The 17,275-nt window shown below is 71.7% G+C and carries 18 protein-coding genes; 12 read left to right on the top strand and 6 right to left on the bottom strand.

Annotated elements, in window-relative coordinates; translation table 11 throughout:
- The first annotated feature begins 40 nt into the window (after positions 1–40).
- Positions 41–1,420 carry an acyl-CoA dehydrogenase family protein gene (locus tag ABD268_RS17085; protein ID WP_344154949.1) on the top strand — a complete coding sequence of 460 codons (1,380 nt, stop codon included), beginning with the start codon at positions 41–43 and terminating at the stop codon, positions 1,418–1,420.
- Positions 1,420–2,634, top strand: coding sequence for an acyl-CoA dehydrogenase family protein (locus tag ABD268_RS17090; RefSeq protein WP_344154952.1), 1,215 nt, complete (start codon positions 1,420–1,422; stop codon positions 2,632–2,634). Before ABD268_RS17085 ends, ABD268_RS17090 begins: the two co-directional genes overlap by 1 nt.
- An 86-nt stretch (positions 2,635–2,720) precedes the next feature.
- On the opposite strand, the gene ABD268_RS17095 is transcribed toward ABD268_RS17090, so the two are convergent.
- Positions 2,721–3,311, bottom strand: coding sequence for a hypothetical protein (locus tag ABD268_RS17095; protein ID WP_344155072.1), 591 nt, complete (start codon positions 3,309–3,311; stop codon positions 2,721–2,723).
- A 134-nt stretch (positions 3,312–3,445) separates the two neighbouring features.
- On the bottom strand, positions 3,446–3,733 hold the full coding sequence (locus ABD268_RS17100) for a YiaA/YiaB family inner membrane protein (protein ID WP_344154955.1): 288 nt from the start codon (positions 3,731–3,733) through the stop codon (positions 3,446–3,448).
- Between the two features lie 127 nt (positions 3,734–3,860).
- Between ABD268_RS17100 and ABD268_RS17105 the strand changes: the two genes are divergently transcribed.
- Together ABD268_RS17105 and ABD268_RS17110 are read left to right on the top strand one after the other, a co-directional pair.
- Positions 3,861–4,478: a hypothetical protein gene (locus ABD268_RS17105; protein WP_344154958.1), complete on the top strand. Its 618-nt coding sequence runs from the start codon at positions 3,861–3,863 to the stop codon at positions 4,476–4,478.
- Between the two features lie 8 nt (positions 4,479–4,486).
- The gene (locus tag ABD268_RS17110) at positions 4,487–5,797 is read left to right on the top strand and encodes a DUF2252 domain-containing protein (protein ID WP_344154961.1); all 1,311 of its coding nucleotides are present in this window, start codon (positions 4,487–4,489) and stop codon (positions 5,795–5,797) included.
- Here ABD268_RS17110 and galK read toward each other — a convergent pair whose 3' ends face one another.
- The gene (gene galK, locus ABD268_RS17115; RefSeq protein ID WP_344154964.1) at positions 5,798–7,000 is read right to left on the bottom strand and encodes a galactokinase; all 1,203 of its coding nucleotides are present in this window, start codon (positions 6,998–7,000) and stop codon (positions 5,798–5,800) included. It lies immediately after the preceding gene.
- Positions 7,001–7,024: 24 nt separating this feature from the next.
- Here galK and ABD268_RS17120 point away from each other — a divergent pair, with 24 nt between their 5' ends.
- Positions 7,025–7,399 (top strand): ankyrin repeat domain-containing protein, encoded by a 375-nt coding sequence (locus ABD268_RS17120; protein WP_344154967.1) that lies wholly within the window; start codon positions 7,025–7,027, stop codon positions 7,397–7,399.
- A gap of 25 nt (positions 7,400–7,424) precedes the next feature.
- On the top strand, positions 7,425–8,861 hold the full coding sequence (locus tag ABD268_RS17125) for a GuaB1 family IMP dehydrogenase-related protein (protein WP_344154971.1): 1,437 nt from the start codon (positions 7,425–7,427) through the stop codon (positions 8,859–8,861).
- Positions 8,862–8,893: 32 nt separating this feature from the next.
- On the opposite strand, the gene ABD268_RS17130 is transcribed toward ABD268_RS17125, so the two are convergent.
- Complete coding sequence (locus tag ABD268_RS17130; RefSeq protein WP_344154974.1) at positions 8,894–10,627, bottom strand: BCCT family transporter; 1,734 nt, start codon at positions 10,625–10,627, stop codon at positions 8,894–8,896.
- A gap of 185 nt (positions 10,628–10,812) precedes the next feature.
- On the bottom strand, positions 10,813–11,700 hold the full coding sequence (locus tag ABD268_RS17135; protein WP_344154977.1) for a DICT sensory domain-containing protein: 888 nt from the start codon (positions 11,698–11,700) through the stop codon (positions 10,813–10,815).
- Positions 11,701–11,761: 61 nt separating this feature from the next.
- Here ABD268_RS17135 and ABD268_RS17140 point away from each other — a divergent pair, with 61 nt between their 5' ends.
- Together ABD268_RS17140 and ABD268_RS17145 are read left to right on the top strand one after the other, a co-directional pair.
- Entirely contained in the window at positions 11,762–12,007 is a 246-nt protein-coding gene (locus tag ABD268_RS17140) for a hypothetical protein (protein ID WP_344154980.1), read from the top strand.
- A gap of 5 nt (positions 12,008–12,012) precedes the next feature.
- The gene (locus ABD268_RS17145; RefSeq protein WP_344154983.1) at positions 12,013–12,864 is read left to right on the top strand and encodes an FHA domain-containing protein; all 852 of its coding nucleotides are present in this window, start codon (positions 12,013–12,015) and stop codon (positions 12,862–12,864) included.
- A 15-nt stretch (positions 12,865–12,879) separates the two neighbouring features.
- Here the strand turns inward: ABD268_RS17145 and ABD268_RS17150 are convergent, their stop codons facing one another.
- Entirely contained in the window at positions 12,880–13,473 is a 594-nt protein-coding gene (locus ABD268_RS17150) for a LysR family substrate-binding domain-containing protein (RefSeq protein WP_344154986.1), read from the bottom strand.
- A gap of 113 nt (positions 13,474–13,586) precedes the next feature.
- On the opposite strand from ABD268_RS17150, the gene sqr reads away from it, so the two are divergent.
- From sqr to ABD268_RS17170, 4 genes are all read left to right on the top strand, one after another.
- Entirely contained in the window at positions 13,587–14,831 is a 1,245-nt protein-coding gene (gene sqr / locus ABD268_RS17155; protein ID WP_344154989.1) for a type III sulfide quinone reductase, selenoprotein subtype, read from the top strand.
- A 5-nt stretch (positions 14,832–14,836) separates the two neighbouring features.
- Positions 14,837–15,151 (top strand): TusE/DsrC/DsvC family sulfur relay protein, encoded by a 315-nt coding sequence (locus tag ABD268_RS17160; protein ID WP_344154992.1) that lies wholly within the window; start codon positions 14,837–14,839, stop codon positions 15,149–15,151.
- Positions 15,152–15,161: 10 nt separating this feature from the next.
- Positions 15,162–15,671, top strand: coding sequence for a DsrE/DsrF/DrsH-like family protein (locus tag ABD268_RS17165; protein ID WP_344154995.1), 510 nt, complete (start codon positions 15,162–15,164; stop codon positions 15,669–15,671).
- A gap of 82 nt (positions 15,672–15,753) precedes the next feature.
- Positions 15,754–17,181 (top strand): glycosyltransferase, encoded by a 1,428-nt coding sequence (locus tag ABD268_RS17170; RefSeq protein WP_344154998.1) that lies wholly within the window; start codon positions 15,754–15,756, stop codon positions 17,179–17,181.
- Positions 17,182–17,275 lie beyond the last annotated feature (94 nt).

The following is a 17,275-nucleotide window of genomic DNA, read 5'->3' on the forward strand; positions in this document are numbered from 1 at the left end:
GGCTGTAGCCGAGAGTGTAACTCGCAGTTACATTTGCGGTATGTCCCCGACACGGAGCTTCATGAACGCGGGCCTCAGGCCCGGAGGCAAGCACGGGCTGTCCTCCCAGGAGTCACGCGACCCGATCGGGTTCGCCGTCGCCGCGCTCAGCCGGGTCGCGCAGAGCGACCTGATCGACCGGATCGGGCTGCGCAAGCAGGCCGAGCAGGCCGTCTTCACGGTGACCCGCAGCGGTTTCAGGACCATGACCACCGCCAGTCGCACGTTCGCCAGGGCCGGCAAGAAGGGCAAGCCCGGGGTCCGGGTGCCCGCGGCCACGGCCCGGGGCGTCTTCGACCTCACGCCGACCGAGGACGAGCAGATGCTCGTCGACGTCGTCACCGAGCTCGCCGACGAGGTGGTCCGCCCCGCCGCGGCCGAGGCGGACGACACCTGCGAGGCGCCGGATTCCGTGCTCAAGGCCGGCGTGGAGATCGGTCTCCCGATCCTCGGCGTGCCGGAGGCACTCGGTGGCATCTCCGAGGAGCGCTCGGCCATGGCCGGCACCCTCGTCGCCGAGGCGCTGGCCAGGGGTGACCTCGGGCTGGCGGTGGCCGCGCTCGCCCCCGGCTCGGTCGCCACGGCCATCGCGCTGTGGGGCACCGACGAGCAGCAGCAGACCTACCTGCCCGCCTTCACCGGCGACGAGGCGCCGGCGGCCGCGCTCGCGCTGAACGAGCCGGCCGTGCTCTTCGACGTGCTCAACCCCTCGACGAGGGCGACGAGGTCGGAGGACGGCTACCGGCTCACCGGCGTCAAGACGCTCGTCCCGCGAGGTGCGGACGCCGAGCTCTTCGTCGTCGGGGCCGAGCTGGACGGCAGGCCGGTGCTCTTCCTGGTCGAGGGCGGTACCGCCGGCCTCGAGGTCGAGGGCGACCCCGCGATGGGGGTCCGCGCCGCGGGGCTGACCCGGCTCGCCCTTGACGACGTGAAGGTCCCCGACAGCGCGGTCCTCGGCACGGTCGACGGCACGACGTACGCCGAGTGCGTGCGGCTGTCGCGCCTGGCCTGGTGCGCGCTGGCGGTCGGGACCGGCCAGGCCGTGCTCGACTACGTGACGCCGTACGTCAAGGAGCGCGAGGCCTTCGGCGAGCCCATCGCCCACCGCCAGTCGGTCGCATTCATGGTCGCCAACATCGCGATCGAGCTGCAGTCGATGCGGCTGCTGACCTACAAGGCGGCCGCCCGGGCCGGCGCGGGCAAGGACTTCGCCCGCGAGGTCGCCCTGGCCCGCAAGCTCTGCGCCGACAAGGGGATGCAGATCGGCCTCGACGGCGTCCAGCTGCTCGGCGGCCACGGGTTCGTCAAGGAACACCCGGTGGAGCGGTGGTACCGCGACCTCCGGGCCGTCGGAATCATGGAAGGCACGGTGCTGATCTGATGGCGATCAATCTGGACGATCCGAAGAAGTTCCGGCCGCTGGCCGGCCAGGCGCACCAGGTCGCCATGAACATGCTGCGGCCGATCTCCCGCAAGTACGACCGCGCCGAGCACGAGTACCCCAAGGAGCTCGACATGCTCGCGGCCATGATCGACGGGCTCTCCGAGTCCGGCGCGGCCGAGGGTGCGGGTGCGGCGGGAGTGCGCCGGGACGAGAGCAAGGACGACGGCGGCGTGAAGAACGGCGCCAACCTCGCCTCGGTCATGTCCATCCAGGAGATGTGCTGGGGCGACGTCGGCCTGCTGCTGTCGATGCCCCGTCAGGGACTCGGCAACTCCGCCATCGCCAGCGTCGCCGACGACGAGCAGCTCGCGCGCTTCGAGGGCGTGTGGGCCGGCATGGCCATCACCGAGCCCGGCATGGGCTCCGACTCGGCCAACATCAAGACCACCGCCACCCTCGACGGCGACGAGTACGTCCTCAACGGCGAGAAGATCTTCGTGACCTCCGGCGACCGCTGCGACGCGGTCGTGGTGTGGGCGACGCTGGACCGGACGCTCGGCCGCGCGGCGATCAAGTCGTTCGTGGTGCCGAAGGGCACGCCCGGCATGCGCGTCGAGCGCCTCGAGCACAAGCTCGGCATCAAGGCCTCGGACACCGCGACGATCATCTTCGAGGACTGCCGGGTGCCGAAGGAGAACCTCCTCGGCTCCCCGGAGGTCGACGTCAAGCAGGGCTTCGCCGGCGCGATGGCGACCTTCGACAACACCCGCCCCCTGGTCGCCGCCATGGCCGTGGGCTGCGCGAAGGCCGCGCTGGACCTGACCCGCGAGCTGCTGGAGCAGGCAGGTGTGGAGGTCGACTACGACCGTCCGGCGATGGTCCAGTCCGCCGCGGCCGCCAGGTTCCTGCAGATGGAGGCCGACTGGGAGGCCGCGCACCTGCTGATGCTCCAGGCCGCCTGGATGGCCGACAACCGCAGGCCCAACTCGCTGGAGGCCTCGATGGCGAAGGCGAAGGCCGGGCGCGTCGGCTCCGACATCACGCTGAGCTGTGTCGAGCTCGCCGGCTCGGTGGGCTACAGCGAGACCGAGCTCCTCGAGAAGTGGGCGCGCGACTCGAAGATCCTCGACATCTTCGAGGGCACCCAGCAGATCCAGCAGCTGATCGTGGCGCGCCGGGTGCTGGGGCTGTCGAGCGCCGAGCTCAAGTAACCACGCGGCAACGGCCGGTACGACGAGCGCCGGGCCAGGACGGGTTCGTCCTGGCCCGGCGCTCGGTCGTCTGCGCGGCGGCTCGGTCAGCCCTTGCGGGGCTGCGCTGCCGCCTTCGCGGGGGCGGTGGTGGCGGCCTTCTTCGAGGGGGCCTTCTTGGCAGCCGGCTTCCTCGGAGGGAGCTTGGCTCCAGGGGCGGTCGCCGCGGTCTTCTTCGTGGCGGGTGCCTTCTTCGACGGCGACTTCCTCGCCGGAGCCTTCTTGGCGACGGTCTTGGCGACGTCGGCCGGGGTCACGTCCACCTCGGAGGCGTCGGCGGCCTCGACCTGGGTCTCGGGAGCCTTCTTGACCGGGGTCTGCTTGACCGGGGCCTTCTTGGCTGGGGCCTTCTTGGGAGGCGCCTGCTCGGCAGCGGGCTTCGCGGCCGGGGCCTTCCTCGCGGGAGCCTGCGTCGCGGCAGGCTTCGGTACCGGCTCAGCGGCCGGTGGCTTCGCCTCGGGCTTCCGGCCGGGGATGCGTGAGATGACGGCGCCGGAGGCCGACCTGGTCACCTGGTCGGCGACCATCCGGCCGAGGGCGACGGTGCCCCGGGCCTGGCCGACCGCCTTCTCCGCGGCCCCCCTCGGGTCCTTGAGAGTCCCGAGAGCGGTGTCCTTGATCTTGCCGAGCGGGTTCATGCGAGGCACGTGGCCATCCCTTCCATGGTCGACAGTCCGACAGGTCTTGCTCTGTCGTCGGCTCGTCCCGAGTCAAGCAGACGGGCGGGTGCGCCCGGAGGCGCACCCGCCCGGTGGACGGTGGACGGTGGCGGTCAGGAGATCGCCCGGAAGGGGTCGTGCTCGGAGAGGAGCTTGTCGACGCGCGCCTGGTCCAGCCTGGCCACGACGTACTGGTTCTCCTGGGCATCGCGGATGCACTTGGCAAGGGTGAACGACGAGGTGGTGAGGAACAGGGTGCCGAGGCCGAGGAAGGCCCGGATCCAGGGATCGACCGGGAGGTAGAGGACCGCGACGATCATCGTCAGCAGTGCGATGCCGAAGGAGACGCCCGCCTGCAGGAAGAAGGCGCTGGTGTTCTTGGGCTGGTTCGGAGTGCTCATGGGCCACAGCCTCGCCGCGGGTCGGGGTCGGCCGGATCCGTGCGCCTACTCGACCGGTCGGGCGGGTACATGAGTAGCAGTACCCAGCCCACGACCCGGCCGAGGAGCCGGAGGATCGGATCTCCCCATGAAGCTGTACGCCGACACGTCCGCCCGGTTCGCCGGTCAGCTCCTGGCGGACGTGCTGTTCGTCTGCTGGGTCATCGCCTGGATCTGGATCGGGAACGTCGTGCACGACGGCACGATGGAGCTGGCCGGTCCCGGACGGCAGACCGCGGAGTCCGCCACCAGCCTGGCGGGGTCCTTCACCGACGCCGGCGACTCCCTCAGCGACCTGCCCGTCGTCGGGGACAGCGTGTCCAGCCCGTTCGACGAGGCGTCGGCGGCCTCCGAGCAGCTCGCCGAGGCCGGGCGGGCGGAGATCCGCGCCGTCGAGCGGCTCGCCTTCTGGCTGGGTCTCTCGATCGCCGGCATCCCGGTCCTGGTCGTGGGCACCCGCTACCTGCCGGGCCGGGTGCGGTTCGTGCGCGAGGCGACCGCCGGGCAGCGCTTCATCGACGCGGAGGCCGACCTGGAGCTCTTCGCGCTCCGCGCCATCACCCACCAGCCGATGCACGTGCTCGCCCGCGTCACCGACGATCCCGTCGGTGCCCTGCGGGACGGCGACCGGGTCGTCATCGCGCGCCTCGCCGACCTGCAGCTGCGCGCGCACGGCCTGCAGTCCGCGACCTCGGGTCGTGCATAGTGGCGGGCGTGGCCGACTCTTCGCGCACCGACCTGATCGTCTCCGTCCTCGAGGACGCGTTCGCACCGCTGATGGAGGCGGACCCGGTCGCCTTCCGCGGCAAGTTCCGCAAGATGGCCGCGGACCCGCACGCGTTCTACCGGGGGAGTGCCTGCCTGTACTACGCGGACGTCACCGGCGGTGAGGATCCGTACGCCGACGAGCGCAGCGGACGGATCTGGATCCACGGTGACCTCCATGTCGAGAACTTCGGCACCTACCTGAACTCCGACGGCCGGATGGTCTTCGACATCAACGACTTCGACGAGGCCTACCTCGGCAGGTTCACCTGGGACCTGCAGCGGTTCGCGGCCTCGCTCGCCCTGGTGGGCTGGCAGAAGGCGCTGCCCGAGGACGACGTCCGGTCCCTGATCGGCAGGTACGTCCGCTCCTACCTCTCCCAGGTCGACGCCTACCGCGAGAGTGAGGACGACGACGACTTCGCACTTCACCTCGACAACACCCACGGGCCGATCAGGGAGGCGCTGGTGACCGCCCGGCTCCGGCGCCGGGCGGACCTCCTCGACGGCGCGACCGTCGTGGACGACGGTGCGCGCATGCTGCGCGAGGACTCCTCGGTGCGACGCCTGGGCAAGAAGGAACGGGCCAAGGTCGTCCGGGCGTTCGAGGCGTACCTGGACACGATCCCGGAGGACAAGCGGTTCGACCGCGAGCTGTTCTACGAGCTGCGCGACGTGGCCGGGAAGTCCGGGTTCGGGATCGGCAGCGCCGGCCTCCCGGCGTACAACCTGCTGGTCGAGGGCTACAGCCAGGCGCTCGACAACGACGTCCTGCTCTCGATGAAGCAGGCCAACGTCCCGGCCGTGAGCAGGTTCGTCGAAACCCGCCAGGTCGACGACTACTTCGAGCACGAGGGGCACCGGACCGTGGTCAGCCAGCGGGCGTTGCAGGTGCACACCGACCCGCTGCTGGGCCACACACAGGTAGACGGGGTCGGGTACGTCGTGTCGGAGGTCTCGCCCTACGAGGTCGACCTCGACTGGTCGGACCTGACCGAGCCCGACGACATCGCGGCCGTGGTCGACCTGCTCGGTCGCGCCACCGCGAAGATCCATTGCGCCTCCGACGAGGACAGCTCGCAGGACCTCGTGGACTTCCAGGTCGAGGAGGCGATCGCCGCGAGCCTCGACGGGCGCCGCCGTGAGTTCACCGCCTGGGTGACCGACTTCGGGATGGACTACGCCACGCAGGTCCGGGAGGACCACGCGCTCTTCGTCGACGCCTTCCGCGGCGGGCGCATCGGCGTGTCGGCCACCTAGCTAGGTGGTGTCCGGGTCCGGCCGACCGCCCGCCACCACGTCCGCCGCCGCGGACGGCTCGGCCCGCAGGTGGGCCGGGGGGCGGTGGCCGGCCGCCACGAACGCCGTGTCGACGGCGCGCATCACCGCGTCGAGCCGGTCGAGGGGGACCAGCGAGATCGCCGAGCCGCCGAAGCCGCCACCGGTCATCCGGGCGCCGACGGCGCCGGCCTCGACCGCGGTCTGCACCACGGTGTCGAGCTCGGCGCAGGAGATCTCGAAGTCCTCGCGCATCGAGACGTGGGAGGCCAGGAACTGGCGGCCGAGCTCCTGCCAGTCGGCCGCCTCGATCGCCGCCACCGACTCGCGGACGCGCTGGATCTCGGTGACCACGTGGCGGGCGCGTCGGCGCACCCGCTCGTCGCCGAGGCCCTCCACCGCGGCGAGGTCGGCGTGGCGCAGCGAGGCCACGCCCAGCTGGTCGGCGGCCGCCTCGCAGTCCTGGCGTCGCGACGCGTACCCGCCGTCCACCAGCGCGTGCGACACCCGCGTGTCGGTCACGAGCAGGGCCAGGCCCGCATCCTCCGGGGCCAGCGGCACCGCACGTGTCGAGTGGTCCTCGAAGTCGATGAGCAGTGCCGCGCCGGCCTCCGCGAGCATCGAGACCGTCTGGTCCATGCCGCCGGTCGGGGCGCCCGCCACCTCGGTCTCCGCACGCATGCAGGCGGCCACGAGCTCGCGGCGCACCCGCGGGGTGGGGTCCAGGCCGAGCAGGTCGGTGAGGGCGACGGCCACCGAGCACTCCAGCGCGGCCGAGCTGGACAGGCCGGCGCCGAGCGGGACGGTGCTGTCGATGAACACGTCGACGCCGGGTACGTCCTGCCCCGCCTCGCGCAACGCCCACAGCACGCCGGCGGCGTACGACGCCCAGCCGGACACCGAGCCGGCCCCGAGGGCGTCGACGCTGCCCTCCCAGGGCTCCGCGGCCTGGCGGCTCGCGATCCGCACCCGGCCGTCGTCGCGACGGGCCAGCGCGGCGTAGGTGGCGTGGGGGAGCGCGAGCGGGAGGCACAGCCCGGCGTTGTAGTCGGTGTGCTCTCCGATCAGGTTCACCCGGCCCGGGGCGCGGCCCACGACGGTCGCCGCGTGCCCGTAGGCGGACCGGAAGTCGGCACGCACGCCGCTCGCAAGGTCATCAGGCGCCCCGGGCTCCACGACAGACATGGCCGTCACCCTAGGCTCTTCGCCATGACCGGGGACGAGGGCATCTCAGCGGCGCACGTCGAGCTCGCGCACCAGATGTTCGACCTCGCACGCCTCGGGCACGTCCAGAGGTTGCTGGCCTACGTCGACGCCGGGGTCCCGGTCGACCTGACCGATACCTCCGGCAACACGCTGCTCATGCTCGCGGCGTACCACGGCCACGCCGAGGTGGTCGACGGACTGGCCGGACGGGGCGCCGACGTGAACCGGCTCAACGACCGGGGCCAGTCGCCGCTGGCCGGCGCGGTCTTCAAGGGCGAGGACGCAGTGGTCGCGACGCTGCTCACGCACGGGGCCGATCCCGACGCCGGCTCGCCCACGGCCCGGGAGACGGCACAGATGTTCGGCCGGACGCTCTGACCCACCTCGCGTAGATTCTGCCGTCGTGCAGTTCCTCAACGACGCGACCCCAGAGCACGACCTCACCTACGACGACGTCTTCATGGTGCCGAGGCACTCAGCCGTCGGCAGCAGGTACGACGTCGACCTCGCCACCGCCGACGGCACCGGGGCGACCCTGCCGCTGGTCGTCGCCAACATGACCGCCATCGCCGGCAAGCGGATGGCCGAGACCGTGGCCCGGCGGGGCGGCCTCACGGTGATCCCGCAGGACATCCCGATCCCGGTGGTGGCCGAGGTGGTGCGGTTCGTGAAGTCGCGGCACCGGATGTTCGACACCCCCATCGAGCTGACCCCGCACCAGACCGTGGCCGAGGCCCTCTCCCTGATCCCGAAGCGCTCGCACCGGGCCGCCGTCGTGGTCCGGGACGGCCGACCGGTCGGCGTGGTCTCCGAGGCCGACTGCGCCGACGTGGACCGCTTCGCCCAGGTCCAGGACGTGATGAACCCGCACCTGGTGACCATCGCGGCCGACAGCGACCCGCGCGCGGCCTTCGACGCGCTGCACGCCGCGAAGGCGCCGGTCGCCGTCGCCGTGGACGGCCACGGCCTGCTGCTGGGGGTCCTCACCCCCACCGGCGCCCTCCGCGCGACGGTCTACGAGCCGGCGGTCGACGGCTCCGGCGGTCTGCGCCTCGCTGCCGCGGTCGGCGTCAACGGGGACGTCGCGCAGAAGGCGTCCGACCTGCTGGCCGCAGGAGTGGACTGCCTGGTCGTGGACACCGCCCACGGGCACCAGGACCGGATGCTGGAGGCGCTGGCCGCCGTCCGGGCCCTCTCGCCGGGAGTCCCGGTCGCCGCGGGCAACGTGGTCTCGGCCGAGGGGACCCGCGCCCTCATCGAGGCGGGCGCCGACATCGTGAAGGTCGGCGTGGGCCCGGGCGCCATGTGCACGACGCGGATGATGACCGGCGTCGGCCGCCCCCAGTTCTCCGCCGTCCTGGAGTGCTCGAGGACGGCTCGCGAGATGGGTGGCCACGTGTGGGCCGACGGAGGAGTGCGCCACCCGCGCGACGTCGCGCTGGCACTCGCCGCCGGCGCCTCGTCGGTGATGATCGGCTCCTGGTTCGCGGGCACCCACGAGTCGCCGGGCGACCTGCTGCACGACTCCCAGGGCCGCGCCTACAAGGTTTCGTTCGGGATGGCCTCGGCCCGCGCGGTGGCCAGCCGGACCGCCACCGAGTCGGCCTTCGACCGGGCCCGCAAGGGGCTCTACGAGGAGGGCATCTCGTCCTCGCGCATGTACCTCGACCCGGCCAGGCCGGGTGTCGAGGACCTCATCGACCAGATCTGCTCGGGCGTGCGCTCCGCCTGCACCTACGCGGGAGCCACCACGGTCGAGGAGTTCCACGAGCGCGCGGTGGTCGGGGTGCAGTCGGCCGCGGGCTTCCACGAAGGAAGGCCGCTCGCCACCAGCTGGTGACGAGCGGCCCTCGGGGTCGTGCGGAGTAGCCGTCAGTCGGCGGCCGGGTGCCGCTCCACCGCGAGGACGAAGTCGTCCCCGTGCTCGGTGACCCCGGCGACGACGGCGGCCTCGACGGCCTCCGCGGCGTACTGCTGCCGCACCATCAGCGGGTCGCTGCGCAGGTCCTTGACCAGCGCGACGGCGAGCCCGATCATCACCACCACGAACGGCAGCGCCGCCACGATGGTGATGGTCTGCAGGCCGGTGAGGGCGTCGGAGCCGCCGACCAGCAGCATCACCGCGGCCACGGCGCCGGTGGCGACGCCCCAGAAGATGACGGTCGGCTTGCTCGGCTCGATGGTGCCGCGCTCGGAGAGCGTGCCCATCACGATCGAGGCGGCGTCGGCACCGGACACGAAGAAGATCGCGACCAGGACCATCACGACGATGCTCGCCACCGTCGCCAGCGGATAGGCCTCCAGCGTGGTGAACAGCTGGGTCTCGACGCCGCCCGCGCCGGCGATGTCGGTGCCGGTCTGCTGGAGCTTGATGGCCGCGCCCCCGAAGATGGCGAACCACACCATGCTGACCAGGCTCGGCACGAGCAGCACGCCGCTCACGAACTGGCGGATCGTGCGGCCGCGGGAGATGCGGGCGATGAACATGCCGACGAACGGCGTCCACGACAGCCACCACGCCCAGTAGAAGACCGTCCAGCTCTGCAGCCACTCGTTGGTCTTGCCACCCTCGGCGCCGGTGCGGGCCGACATCATCGCGAGGTTCTGGATGTAGGAGCCCAGCGAGGTCGGGACCAGGTTCAGGATGAACACGGTGGGGCCGACGACGAAGACGAACAGCGCGAGCGCGATCGCCAGCACCATGTTGATGTTGGACAGCCACTGGATGCCCTTGGCGACTCCGGACACGGCCGAGAGCACGAACGCAACGGTCAGGATCGCGATGATGCCGATCAGGATCCCGTTGCCGGTGGCGCTCCAGCCGCTGACGATGTGCAGCCCGGAACGGATCTGCAGGGCGCCCAGGCCGAGCGAGGCCGCCGAGCCGAAGAGCGTCGCGAAGATCGCGAGCATGTCGATCACCTTGCCGGCAGCGCCGTTGGCGCGCTTGCCGAGGAGCGGCTCGAACGCCGACGAGATCAGCTGCAGGCGGCCCTTGCGGTAGACGCCGTACGCGATCGCCAGGCCGACGACCGCGTAGATCGCCCACGGGTGCAGGGTCCAGTGGAAGAGCGTGGTGGCCATCGCGTTCTGCGTGGCCTCGGGGTTGCCCGCCGCCCCCGTGCCCGGGGGAGGCGTGGCGAAGTGGGTGATCGGCTCGCTCACGCCGTAGAACATCAGGCCGATGCCCATGCCGGCGCTGAACATCATCGCCACCCAGGAGACGGTGTTGAACTCCGGCTCCTCGTCGTCACGGCCGAGGGTGATGTTGCCGAACCGGCTCAGGGCCAGCCAGATCACGAACACGACGAAGCTGCTCGAGGTGAGCACGAAGAGCCAGCCGGTGTTGGCCATGGTCCAGGTCAGCGAGTCGCCCGAGACCTTCGCCAGCGAGTCGGTGCTCACGAAGCCCCAGACGAGGAACGCCACCGCGATCGCGGCCGAGACGCCGAAGACGATCTTGTCGAGGCCGGCACGGGTGTGCCCGGCCTCGTCGACGGGGACGTCCAGAGCGGGGTGGAGATCGGTCTCGGCGCTCGACGTGGGTACGTCGTCGCCGGACCTCGGATGTGGTGGTTGCGTGGTGTGGTCCTGCTGAGTCGTCACGTGTGTCGGCGCCGGTGAGAGACGCCGCCTCCTTCGCTCGATCAGGTACGGGGAACGGCAGACCGTGCCCGGGCCTGAGCCTGAGCGCAATCCGAGAAGGACACCTCCCCGCTCCGCCCCCGGCTGAAACCGCAGGTCAGCCACGAGGTGCGGGCGTCAGCGTGATCTCCCGCACGTCGGGCGGATCAGCCCCCGAACCGGTCGACGTAGGCGATGACCCGGTTGAAGAGCGTGGTCACCGACGCCGGGTCGGCGAGGCCGTGCGCGGGCTCGTCCGCGAGCTCGTAGAGCAGCGGCGAGGCGGCGGTGACACCGTGCTCCTGGGCCACGCGCGCGCACACCCGGGCGGCGTCGCGGACGGCCCCGGGCTCCACGGTCCACAGCGACTCGAAGATGCGGTCCCGGTCAGGCACCTCGCTCTGACCCGGGAGCTCCCAGGCCGTCAGTGCGACGGGGAGGTCCCGGGACTCACAGACCACGAACCACTCCCGTCGCATCGGCTCGTCCACCGCGAGCCCGACCATCTCGAGCCTCGGCGCCGGGCCCTCCTGCTGCGGAGCCGTCCGGGCGGGCTCGGCGAACACCATCGTGGAGCTCGCGACCCTCGACAGCTCGGTCCAGCGCTCGCGCGCTGCCCGGAAGTACCGCGCGTGCTGGAACCCGCCGAACAGGTGGGCCCGCTCCGCCCGCGCGCAGAACTCGTCCTCGATGGCCCACGAGAGTGCCAGCAGCGTGGACTTCCGCAGCCGGTGCGCGGCCAGCTGCGGGTGCTTGCGGCGCAGCTCCGCGAAGACCGAGGGGGAGGACGGCTCGGCGGCGGCCATCGCCTCGGCGATCGCCACGTCGAGACGTACGCCGGCGTCGCGTCGCCGCACCACGTGGTCGACCGCCGCGACATGACCCTGGTCGTACCGGCGGTGCCCGCTCTCGAGGCGGATCGGGACCGGGAACCCGTGCCTGGTCTCCCACATGCGCAGCGTGGCCGGGGTGACACCCGTCCGGCGGGCGAGCTCGCCGATCGTGAGCGGCGAATTGTCCTCGACCTCTTGCGTCGGCGGCGGATTCGTGGTCATGCTGAAAACGGTACCTCAACAAGATGTTGAAGTACATGTCCAACTTCTGGAGGCAATGGCGATGTCCATCAACAACAACGTCAGCAGTCAGTCGCTCGACGGCGTCGGCGGCGAGGTCGTCGACTGGACCGACCTCGGGCGCAAGATGTGGTCGTTCCTCACCGGGCGCGAGGCGGCCATCAACTACCGGTTCGTCGACATGAGCGTGGAGGTCCCCCGGGACACCGGCTCCAACGCACCGCGCGCGACGTGGAAGCTCAACGGCACCCTGCAGGTCACCAGCGACAACGCGTCCGGGCGGGGCTGACTCCGGTGTCCGGCGCGCTCCAGGTGGCCGCCGACCTCGACTTCGAGGTCGTCGTCCCGGGCCGACTGCCGATCCACGGGACGCTGCGCGGCAGCGGCAACCGGCTCGACCTCGAGGTCGACGACCCCGGCGCCTTCGCCGGGGGCGAGGACGCGCCGGCCGTCCGGGCCCTCGCGGAGACGCTGGGGCGTCGGGGGATCGGCGTCCGGGTCTGGCACGCGGGCACCCACCTCGTCACCTTCGGCGCGGTCCGGGCCCCGTGGTGGCAACGGCGCGCCACCGGGTCGCGACACATCCGGCTGGGCAGCCTGCGTGGCGCCTGGACCTCGGCACGGTCCCGCAGCCGGAGGACGGCGCCGGTCCTTCCCGACGCGTCGCTGGCGCCCCCGACCACGCTGTGGCCGCCGGCCCCGACGTTCCTGCGCCGACCGCGGCGCACCGTGACGACCACCCATGACCCGGCCCGCGGTGGTGGTCCACGGCTGGTGCTCGCCGTCGGGGAGGACGTCTGGCCCGGTGAGCGGCAGCCGGTGTACTGGCTCGCGGATGGCGTCAGCACGATCGGCAGCGACCCCGCCTGCGACATCTGCCTGCCCCGGTTGGCGAGCCTGCAGGCCGAGGTCCACCACGACGAGGCCGACGAGTTCGTCATCGTGGCGCGCAACCCGGGCGTCCGGGTCAACGGGGCCAGGGCGCCCCGACAGGTGCTCCGGACCGGCAGCCGGGTCGAGGTCGGACCGTGGCGGCTGGCGTACTACCGCGAGGAGTACGCCGACCACGGTCGGCCCTACGGCGGCCGGATCGGCGGCGAGCTCGGGCACCAGCGCCCGCAACCGCCGCGCGACGCGGTGCGGTGACCGGGCGGGGCCGGCTCACCCCCGGGAGCTGCGCTCGGTGCGGCCCCGCACGATCCCGATGAACTCCTGGACCCGGGGGTCCTCGTTGTCGACGAGCCAGGCCAGCCCGACCTTCGTGGGCGGCAGGTCCGTCACCGGGCGGTACGCCGTGTCCTTGCGGTGGTGCAGGCGCGCCACCGACATCGGGACGATCACCACGCCGGTGCCGCCGGCCACGACCTCGATCGCGTCCGGGACCGACATCGGCGGCCAGTCCAGCTGCTCGGCCGACGGGGCCCACCCGGACTCGTGAGGGAGCACGAGCTGCTCGTCGTCGAGGTCGGCGAGGCTGACCTCCTCGACGGCGGTCCCCACGTGGTCCTTGCCGACCACGGCGACCGGCAGCTCGTCGTACAGCGGGATGCAGTGCAGGCCGTCCCGGTCGATCGGCAGCCGGACCAGGCACATGTCCAGGCTGCCGTCGCGCAGCCCGGACTCCTGGCCCTCGCGCTCCACCGGCACCAGCTCGAGGGGCTCCTGCGGCCGGCGCCTGCGCCAGATGCCGGCCCACTTGTCGGGCGTCGCCCCGGTCACGAACCCGACGCGGAAGCTGGGCTGGGGGGCAGGCACCCGAGCAGGCTACGGGACCGCGTGATCGGGCCGAGTGGCACGGTGCCGGGGACCAATGGCAGGTCCCTGTCGCCGAGGGGCGGTTGTGGACTGGCCGGCAGAGAGGGGGACCCGTGAAGAGACTCCTGGTCCTGGGCGCCGGCACGGCCGGCACGATGGTGGCCAACAAGCTGCGGCGGCGGCTCGACCGCCACGAGTGGCAGGTGACAGTCGTCGACCGTGACGATGCCCACCACTACCAGGCGGGCTACCTGTTCGTGCCGTTCGGGACCTACGACCGCCACGACGTGGTCCGCACCCGTCACCACTTCCTCGCGGACGGGGTGGAGATGGTGCTCGGCGAGATCGACCGCATCGAGCCGGACGACGACGCGGTGGTCCTGGCCGACGGCCGCAGGCTCGGCTACGACTACCTCGTCGTGGCCAGCGGGACCACTCCGCGGCCCGAGGAGACGCCGGGCATGGACGGCAGCGAGTGGCGTCGGAGCATCTTCGACTTCTACACGCTCGAGGGTGCGGAGGCGCTGGCGCAGGCGCTGCGGGCCTTCGACCACGGACGGCTCGTGGTCCACGTGACCGAGATGCCGATCAAGTGCCCGGTCGCCCCGCTCGAGTTCGCCTTCCTCGCCGAGTCCTGGCTCCGTCGCCGCGGCATCCGCGACCGGGTCGAGCTCGTCTACGTCACGCCGCTCGACGGGGCGTTCACGCAGCCCGTCGCGTCGGCGCACCTGGCAGGGATGCTGGAGGAGCGCAAGATCCAGGTCGAGGCGGACTTCCTGGTCGAGCGGATCGACCCGGAGCGCCGGACGCTGGTGTCCTACGACGAGCGCGAGGTGCCGTTCGACCTGCTCGTCACGGTGCCGCTCAACATGGGCGCGGAGTTCGTGGCCCGGTCCGGGCTCGGGGACGAGCTCAACTACGTGCACGTGGATCCTCACACCCTGCTCTCGGCGGCCCACGACAACATCTTCGCGATCGGCGACGCCAACGACATCCCCGCCTCCAAGGCCGGCTCGGTGGCGCACTTCGCGGTCGAGGTGTTCATCGGGAACTTCCTCCAGCACGTCCAGGGCCGGCCGATGACCGGGTCCTTCGACGGACACGCCAACTGCTTCGTGGAGTCCGGGGACGACAAGGCGCTGCTCATCGACTTCAACTACGAGACCGAGCCGCTGCCGGGCAAGTACCCGCTGCCGTACGTCGGCCCGTTGAGCCTGTTGCGGGAGACCCGCGCCAACCACCTCGGCAAGCTGGCGTTCCGGCACGTCTACTGGAACCTGCTGCTCCCGGGCCGGCCCGTCCCACTCCCGGCCCACATGTCGATGGCGGGCAAGCAAGTCCCTCACGAGGAGGCCTGACACCCATGCCCACCACCACCATCGAGGGCCACCACATCCAGGTCGACGCCGAGGGGTTCATGACCGACCCCATGGAGTGGAGCGAGGACCTCGCGAAGGCGCTCGCCGCCCAGATCGGCATCGAGCTGACCGACGAGCACTGGAAGGCGATCAAGTTCGTGCGCCAGGACTTCGCCGACCAGGGCGAGACCGCGACCCTGCGCCGGATGAGCGTCGTCGGGGAGATCCCGACCAAGCAGCTCTTCGCGCTGTTCCCGCAGAAGCCCGCCAAGAAGCTGGCCTACGTCGCCGGCCTGCCCAAGCCCCGCGGCTGTGTCTGAGGAGACCGTCATGACCACCACCGAAGCTGCACCGATCGTCCCGTCGTTCGGCGAGGCAGAAGCCGGCCGCAAGCTCGCCATCATCTGCTCCAAGGGCAACCTGGACATGGCCTATCCGGGCCTGATCCTCGCCAACGCGGCGCTCGGCGAGGGCGTGGAGACGCACCTGTTCTTCACGTTCTGGGGCTTCGACATGATCAACAAGAAGACCATGGGCCACCTGAAGCTCACGCTGCTCGGCAACACCGCGACGCACGTGCCGCAGGGGCTCGGCGGCCTGCCGGGCATGACCGCGATGGCGACGCACCAGATGAAGAAGGCCATTGCCGAGCTCGACGTGCCCGAGGTGCCGGAGTTCCTCCAGCAGATCGTCGACTCGGGCGGGCACCTGTGGGCCTGCCGGATGTCCGCGGACATGCAGCACCTCGGCCTCGACGACCTCTACGAGGAGGTCGAGGACATCATCAGCGCCTCCGACTTCATCGAGAAGACGGCCGGCGCCCAGCTGCTCTTCATCTGACGTCGCACGGGCCCCCGATGGTCCCGGCGCACCGTGACCTTCGCACCTCGTGGCGCGACGACGGTCGGGGGACGCTCGGGTGGTGCAGGAGGTCCGGATCCACGCCGCCCCGCTCGAGCGACTCGAGCTGCTGTTGCCGCCCGCCCGGGTCGAGCTGCTGGAGAAGACCGCCGTGCACGCCCGCGCGATGCTGGACGGGCGAGCGATCTGGAACCTGAACTCGACCGCGCAGGGCGGCGGCGTCGCGGAGATGCTGACGGTGCTCCTCGCGTACGGCCGGGGCGCGGGCGTCGACACGCGCTGGCTGGTCCTCGACGGCGACCCGGAGTTCTTCGCGATCACCAAGCGGCTGCACAACATGCTGCACGGGTCCTCGGGTGACGGGGGCCCGCTCGGCCCGGACCAGCTGGCGCACTACCTCCAGGTGAGCCGGGCCAACGCCGCCGAGGCCGTCCCCATGGTCCGGTCGCGGGACGTGGTCCTGCTGCACGACCCGCAGACCGCCGGGCTGGTGGCTCCGCTGCGGGAGGCCGGGGCGCACGTGGCGTGGCGCTGCCACATCGGGTCCGGGATGGTCACCGAGGAGACCGAGGCAGCCTGGGCCTACCTCCGGCCGCTGATCGAGCCCGCGGACGCGTTCATCTTCTCGCGGCCGTCGTACGTGCCCGCCTGGCTGCCGCCGGCCCGGGTTCGGATCATCGCGCCCTCCATCGACCCGTTCAGCACCAAGAACGTCCACCTCGAGCCCTTCGAGGTCGCGGCAGCTCTCCAGCAGGCCGGCCTGGTCGACCTGCCCGCCGACGGAGGCAGCCTGGCGTTCGGGCGCCGGGGCGGCTCCACCGGCACCGTCCGTCCGCACCGCGACCTGCTGCTCGGGGAGGCACCGCTCCCGGCGGGAGCCCGGGTGGTCATGCAGCTGAGCCGGTGGGACCGGCTCAAGGACATGACCGGTGTGCTCACGGGCGTCGCCGACCACCTCGACCGCCTGCCCGACGACGTGCACCTGCTGCTGGCGGGTCCGGACGTCCTCGGGGTCGCCGACGACCCGGAGGGCGCGGCGATCCTCCAGGCGTGCCGGACCCTGCGCGAGGCGCTGCCCGAGGCGTCCCGGCAGCGGATCCACCTCTGCTGCCTGCCGATGGACGACGTCGACGAGAACGCGCACCTGGTCAACGCCCTCCAGCACCATGCGGAGATCGTGGTGCAGAAGAGCCTGGCCGAGGGGTTCGGGCTGACCGTCACCGAGCCGATGTGGAAGGGACGCCCGGTCGTCGCCTCCGCCGTCGGCGGGATCCCGGACCAGATCGAGGACGGCGTGAGCGGCATCCTGCTGCACGACCCGGCGGACCTCGGGGCCCTGAGTGAGGCGCTCGCCAAGCTGTTCGCCGATCCCGAGCAGGCCGCCACCATCGGGGCCGCGGCGCACGAGCGGGTGCGCGACTACTTCCTCGGTGACCGGCACCTCGTCCAGTGGGTGCAGCTGTTCGACGGCGTCCTCGAGCCGGGCTGAGACAGAAGGCCCACGCCCGCGTGACGGGCGGCCCTGTGCCGGTGGCCGGGGCGCGAGGAGGCTCGTCCCGACATGTGACAGAGCCGACTGGACC

It is taken from the genome of Nocardioides koreensis (assembly GCF_039531775.1).
In the GTDB taxonomy this organism is placed as follows: domain Bacteria; phylum Actinomycetota; class Actinomycetes; order Propionibacteriales; family Nocardioidaceae; genus Nocardioides; species Nocardioides koreensis.

Bases quoted from the DNA above. Each gene is read 5' to 3' on its own strand.
- ABD268_RS17160 (WP_344154992.1), top strand. From the start codon at position 14,837: ATGCCCACCACCACCATCGAGGGCCACCACATCCAGGTCGACGCCGAG.
- ABD268_RS17120 (WP_344154967.1), top strand. From the start codon at position 7,025: ATGACCGGGGACGAGGGCATCTCAGCGGCGCACGTCGAGCTCGCGCAC.
- ABD268_RS17100 (WP_344154955.1), bottom strand. From the start codon at position 3,733: ATGAGCACTCCGAACCAGCCCAAGAACACCAGCGCCTTCTTCCTGCAG.
- ABD268_RS17085 (WP_344154949.1), top strand. From the start codon at position 41: ATGTCCCCGACACGGAGCTTCATGAACGCGGGCCTCAGGCCCGGAGGC.
- ABD268_RS17090 (WP_344154952.1), top strand. From the start codon at position 1,420: ATGGCGATCAATCTGGACGATCCGAAGAAGTTCCGGCCGCTGGCCGGC.
- ABD268_RS17105 (WP_344154958.1), top strand. From the start codon at position 3,861: ATGAAGCTGTACGCCGACACGTCCGCCCGGTTCGCCGGTCAGCTCCTG.
- ABD268_RS17135 (WP_344154977.1), bottom strand. From the start codon at position 11,700: ATGACCACGAATCCGCCGCCGACGCAAGAGGTCGAGGACAATTCGCCG.
- ABD268_RS17165 (WP_344154995.1), top strand. From the start codon at position 15,162: ATGACCACCACCGAAGCTGCACCGATCGTCCCGTCGTTCGGCGAGGCA.
- galK (WP_344154964.1), bottom strand. From the start codon at position 7,000: ATGTCTGTCGTGGAGCCCGGGGCGCCTGATGACCTTGCGAGCGGCGTG.
- ABD268_RS17095 (WP_344155072.1), bottom strand. From the start codon at position 3,311: ATGAACCCGCTCGGCAAGATCAAGGACACCGCTCTCGGGACTCTCAAG.
- ABD268_RS17140 (WP_344154980.1), top strand. From the start codon at position 11,762: ATGTCCATCAACAACAACGTCAGCAGTCAGTCGCTCGACGGCGTCGGC.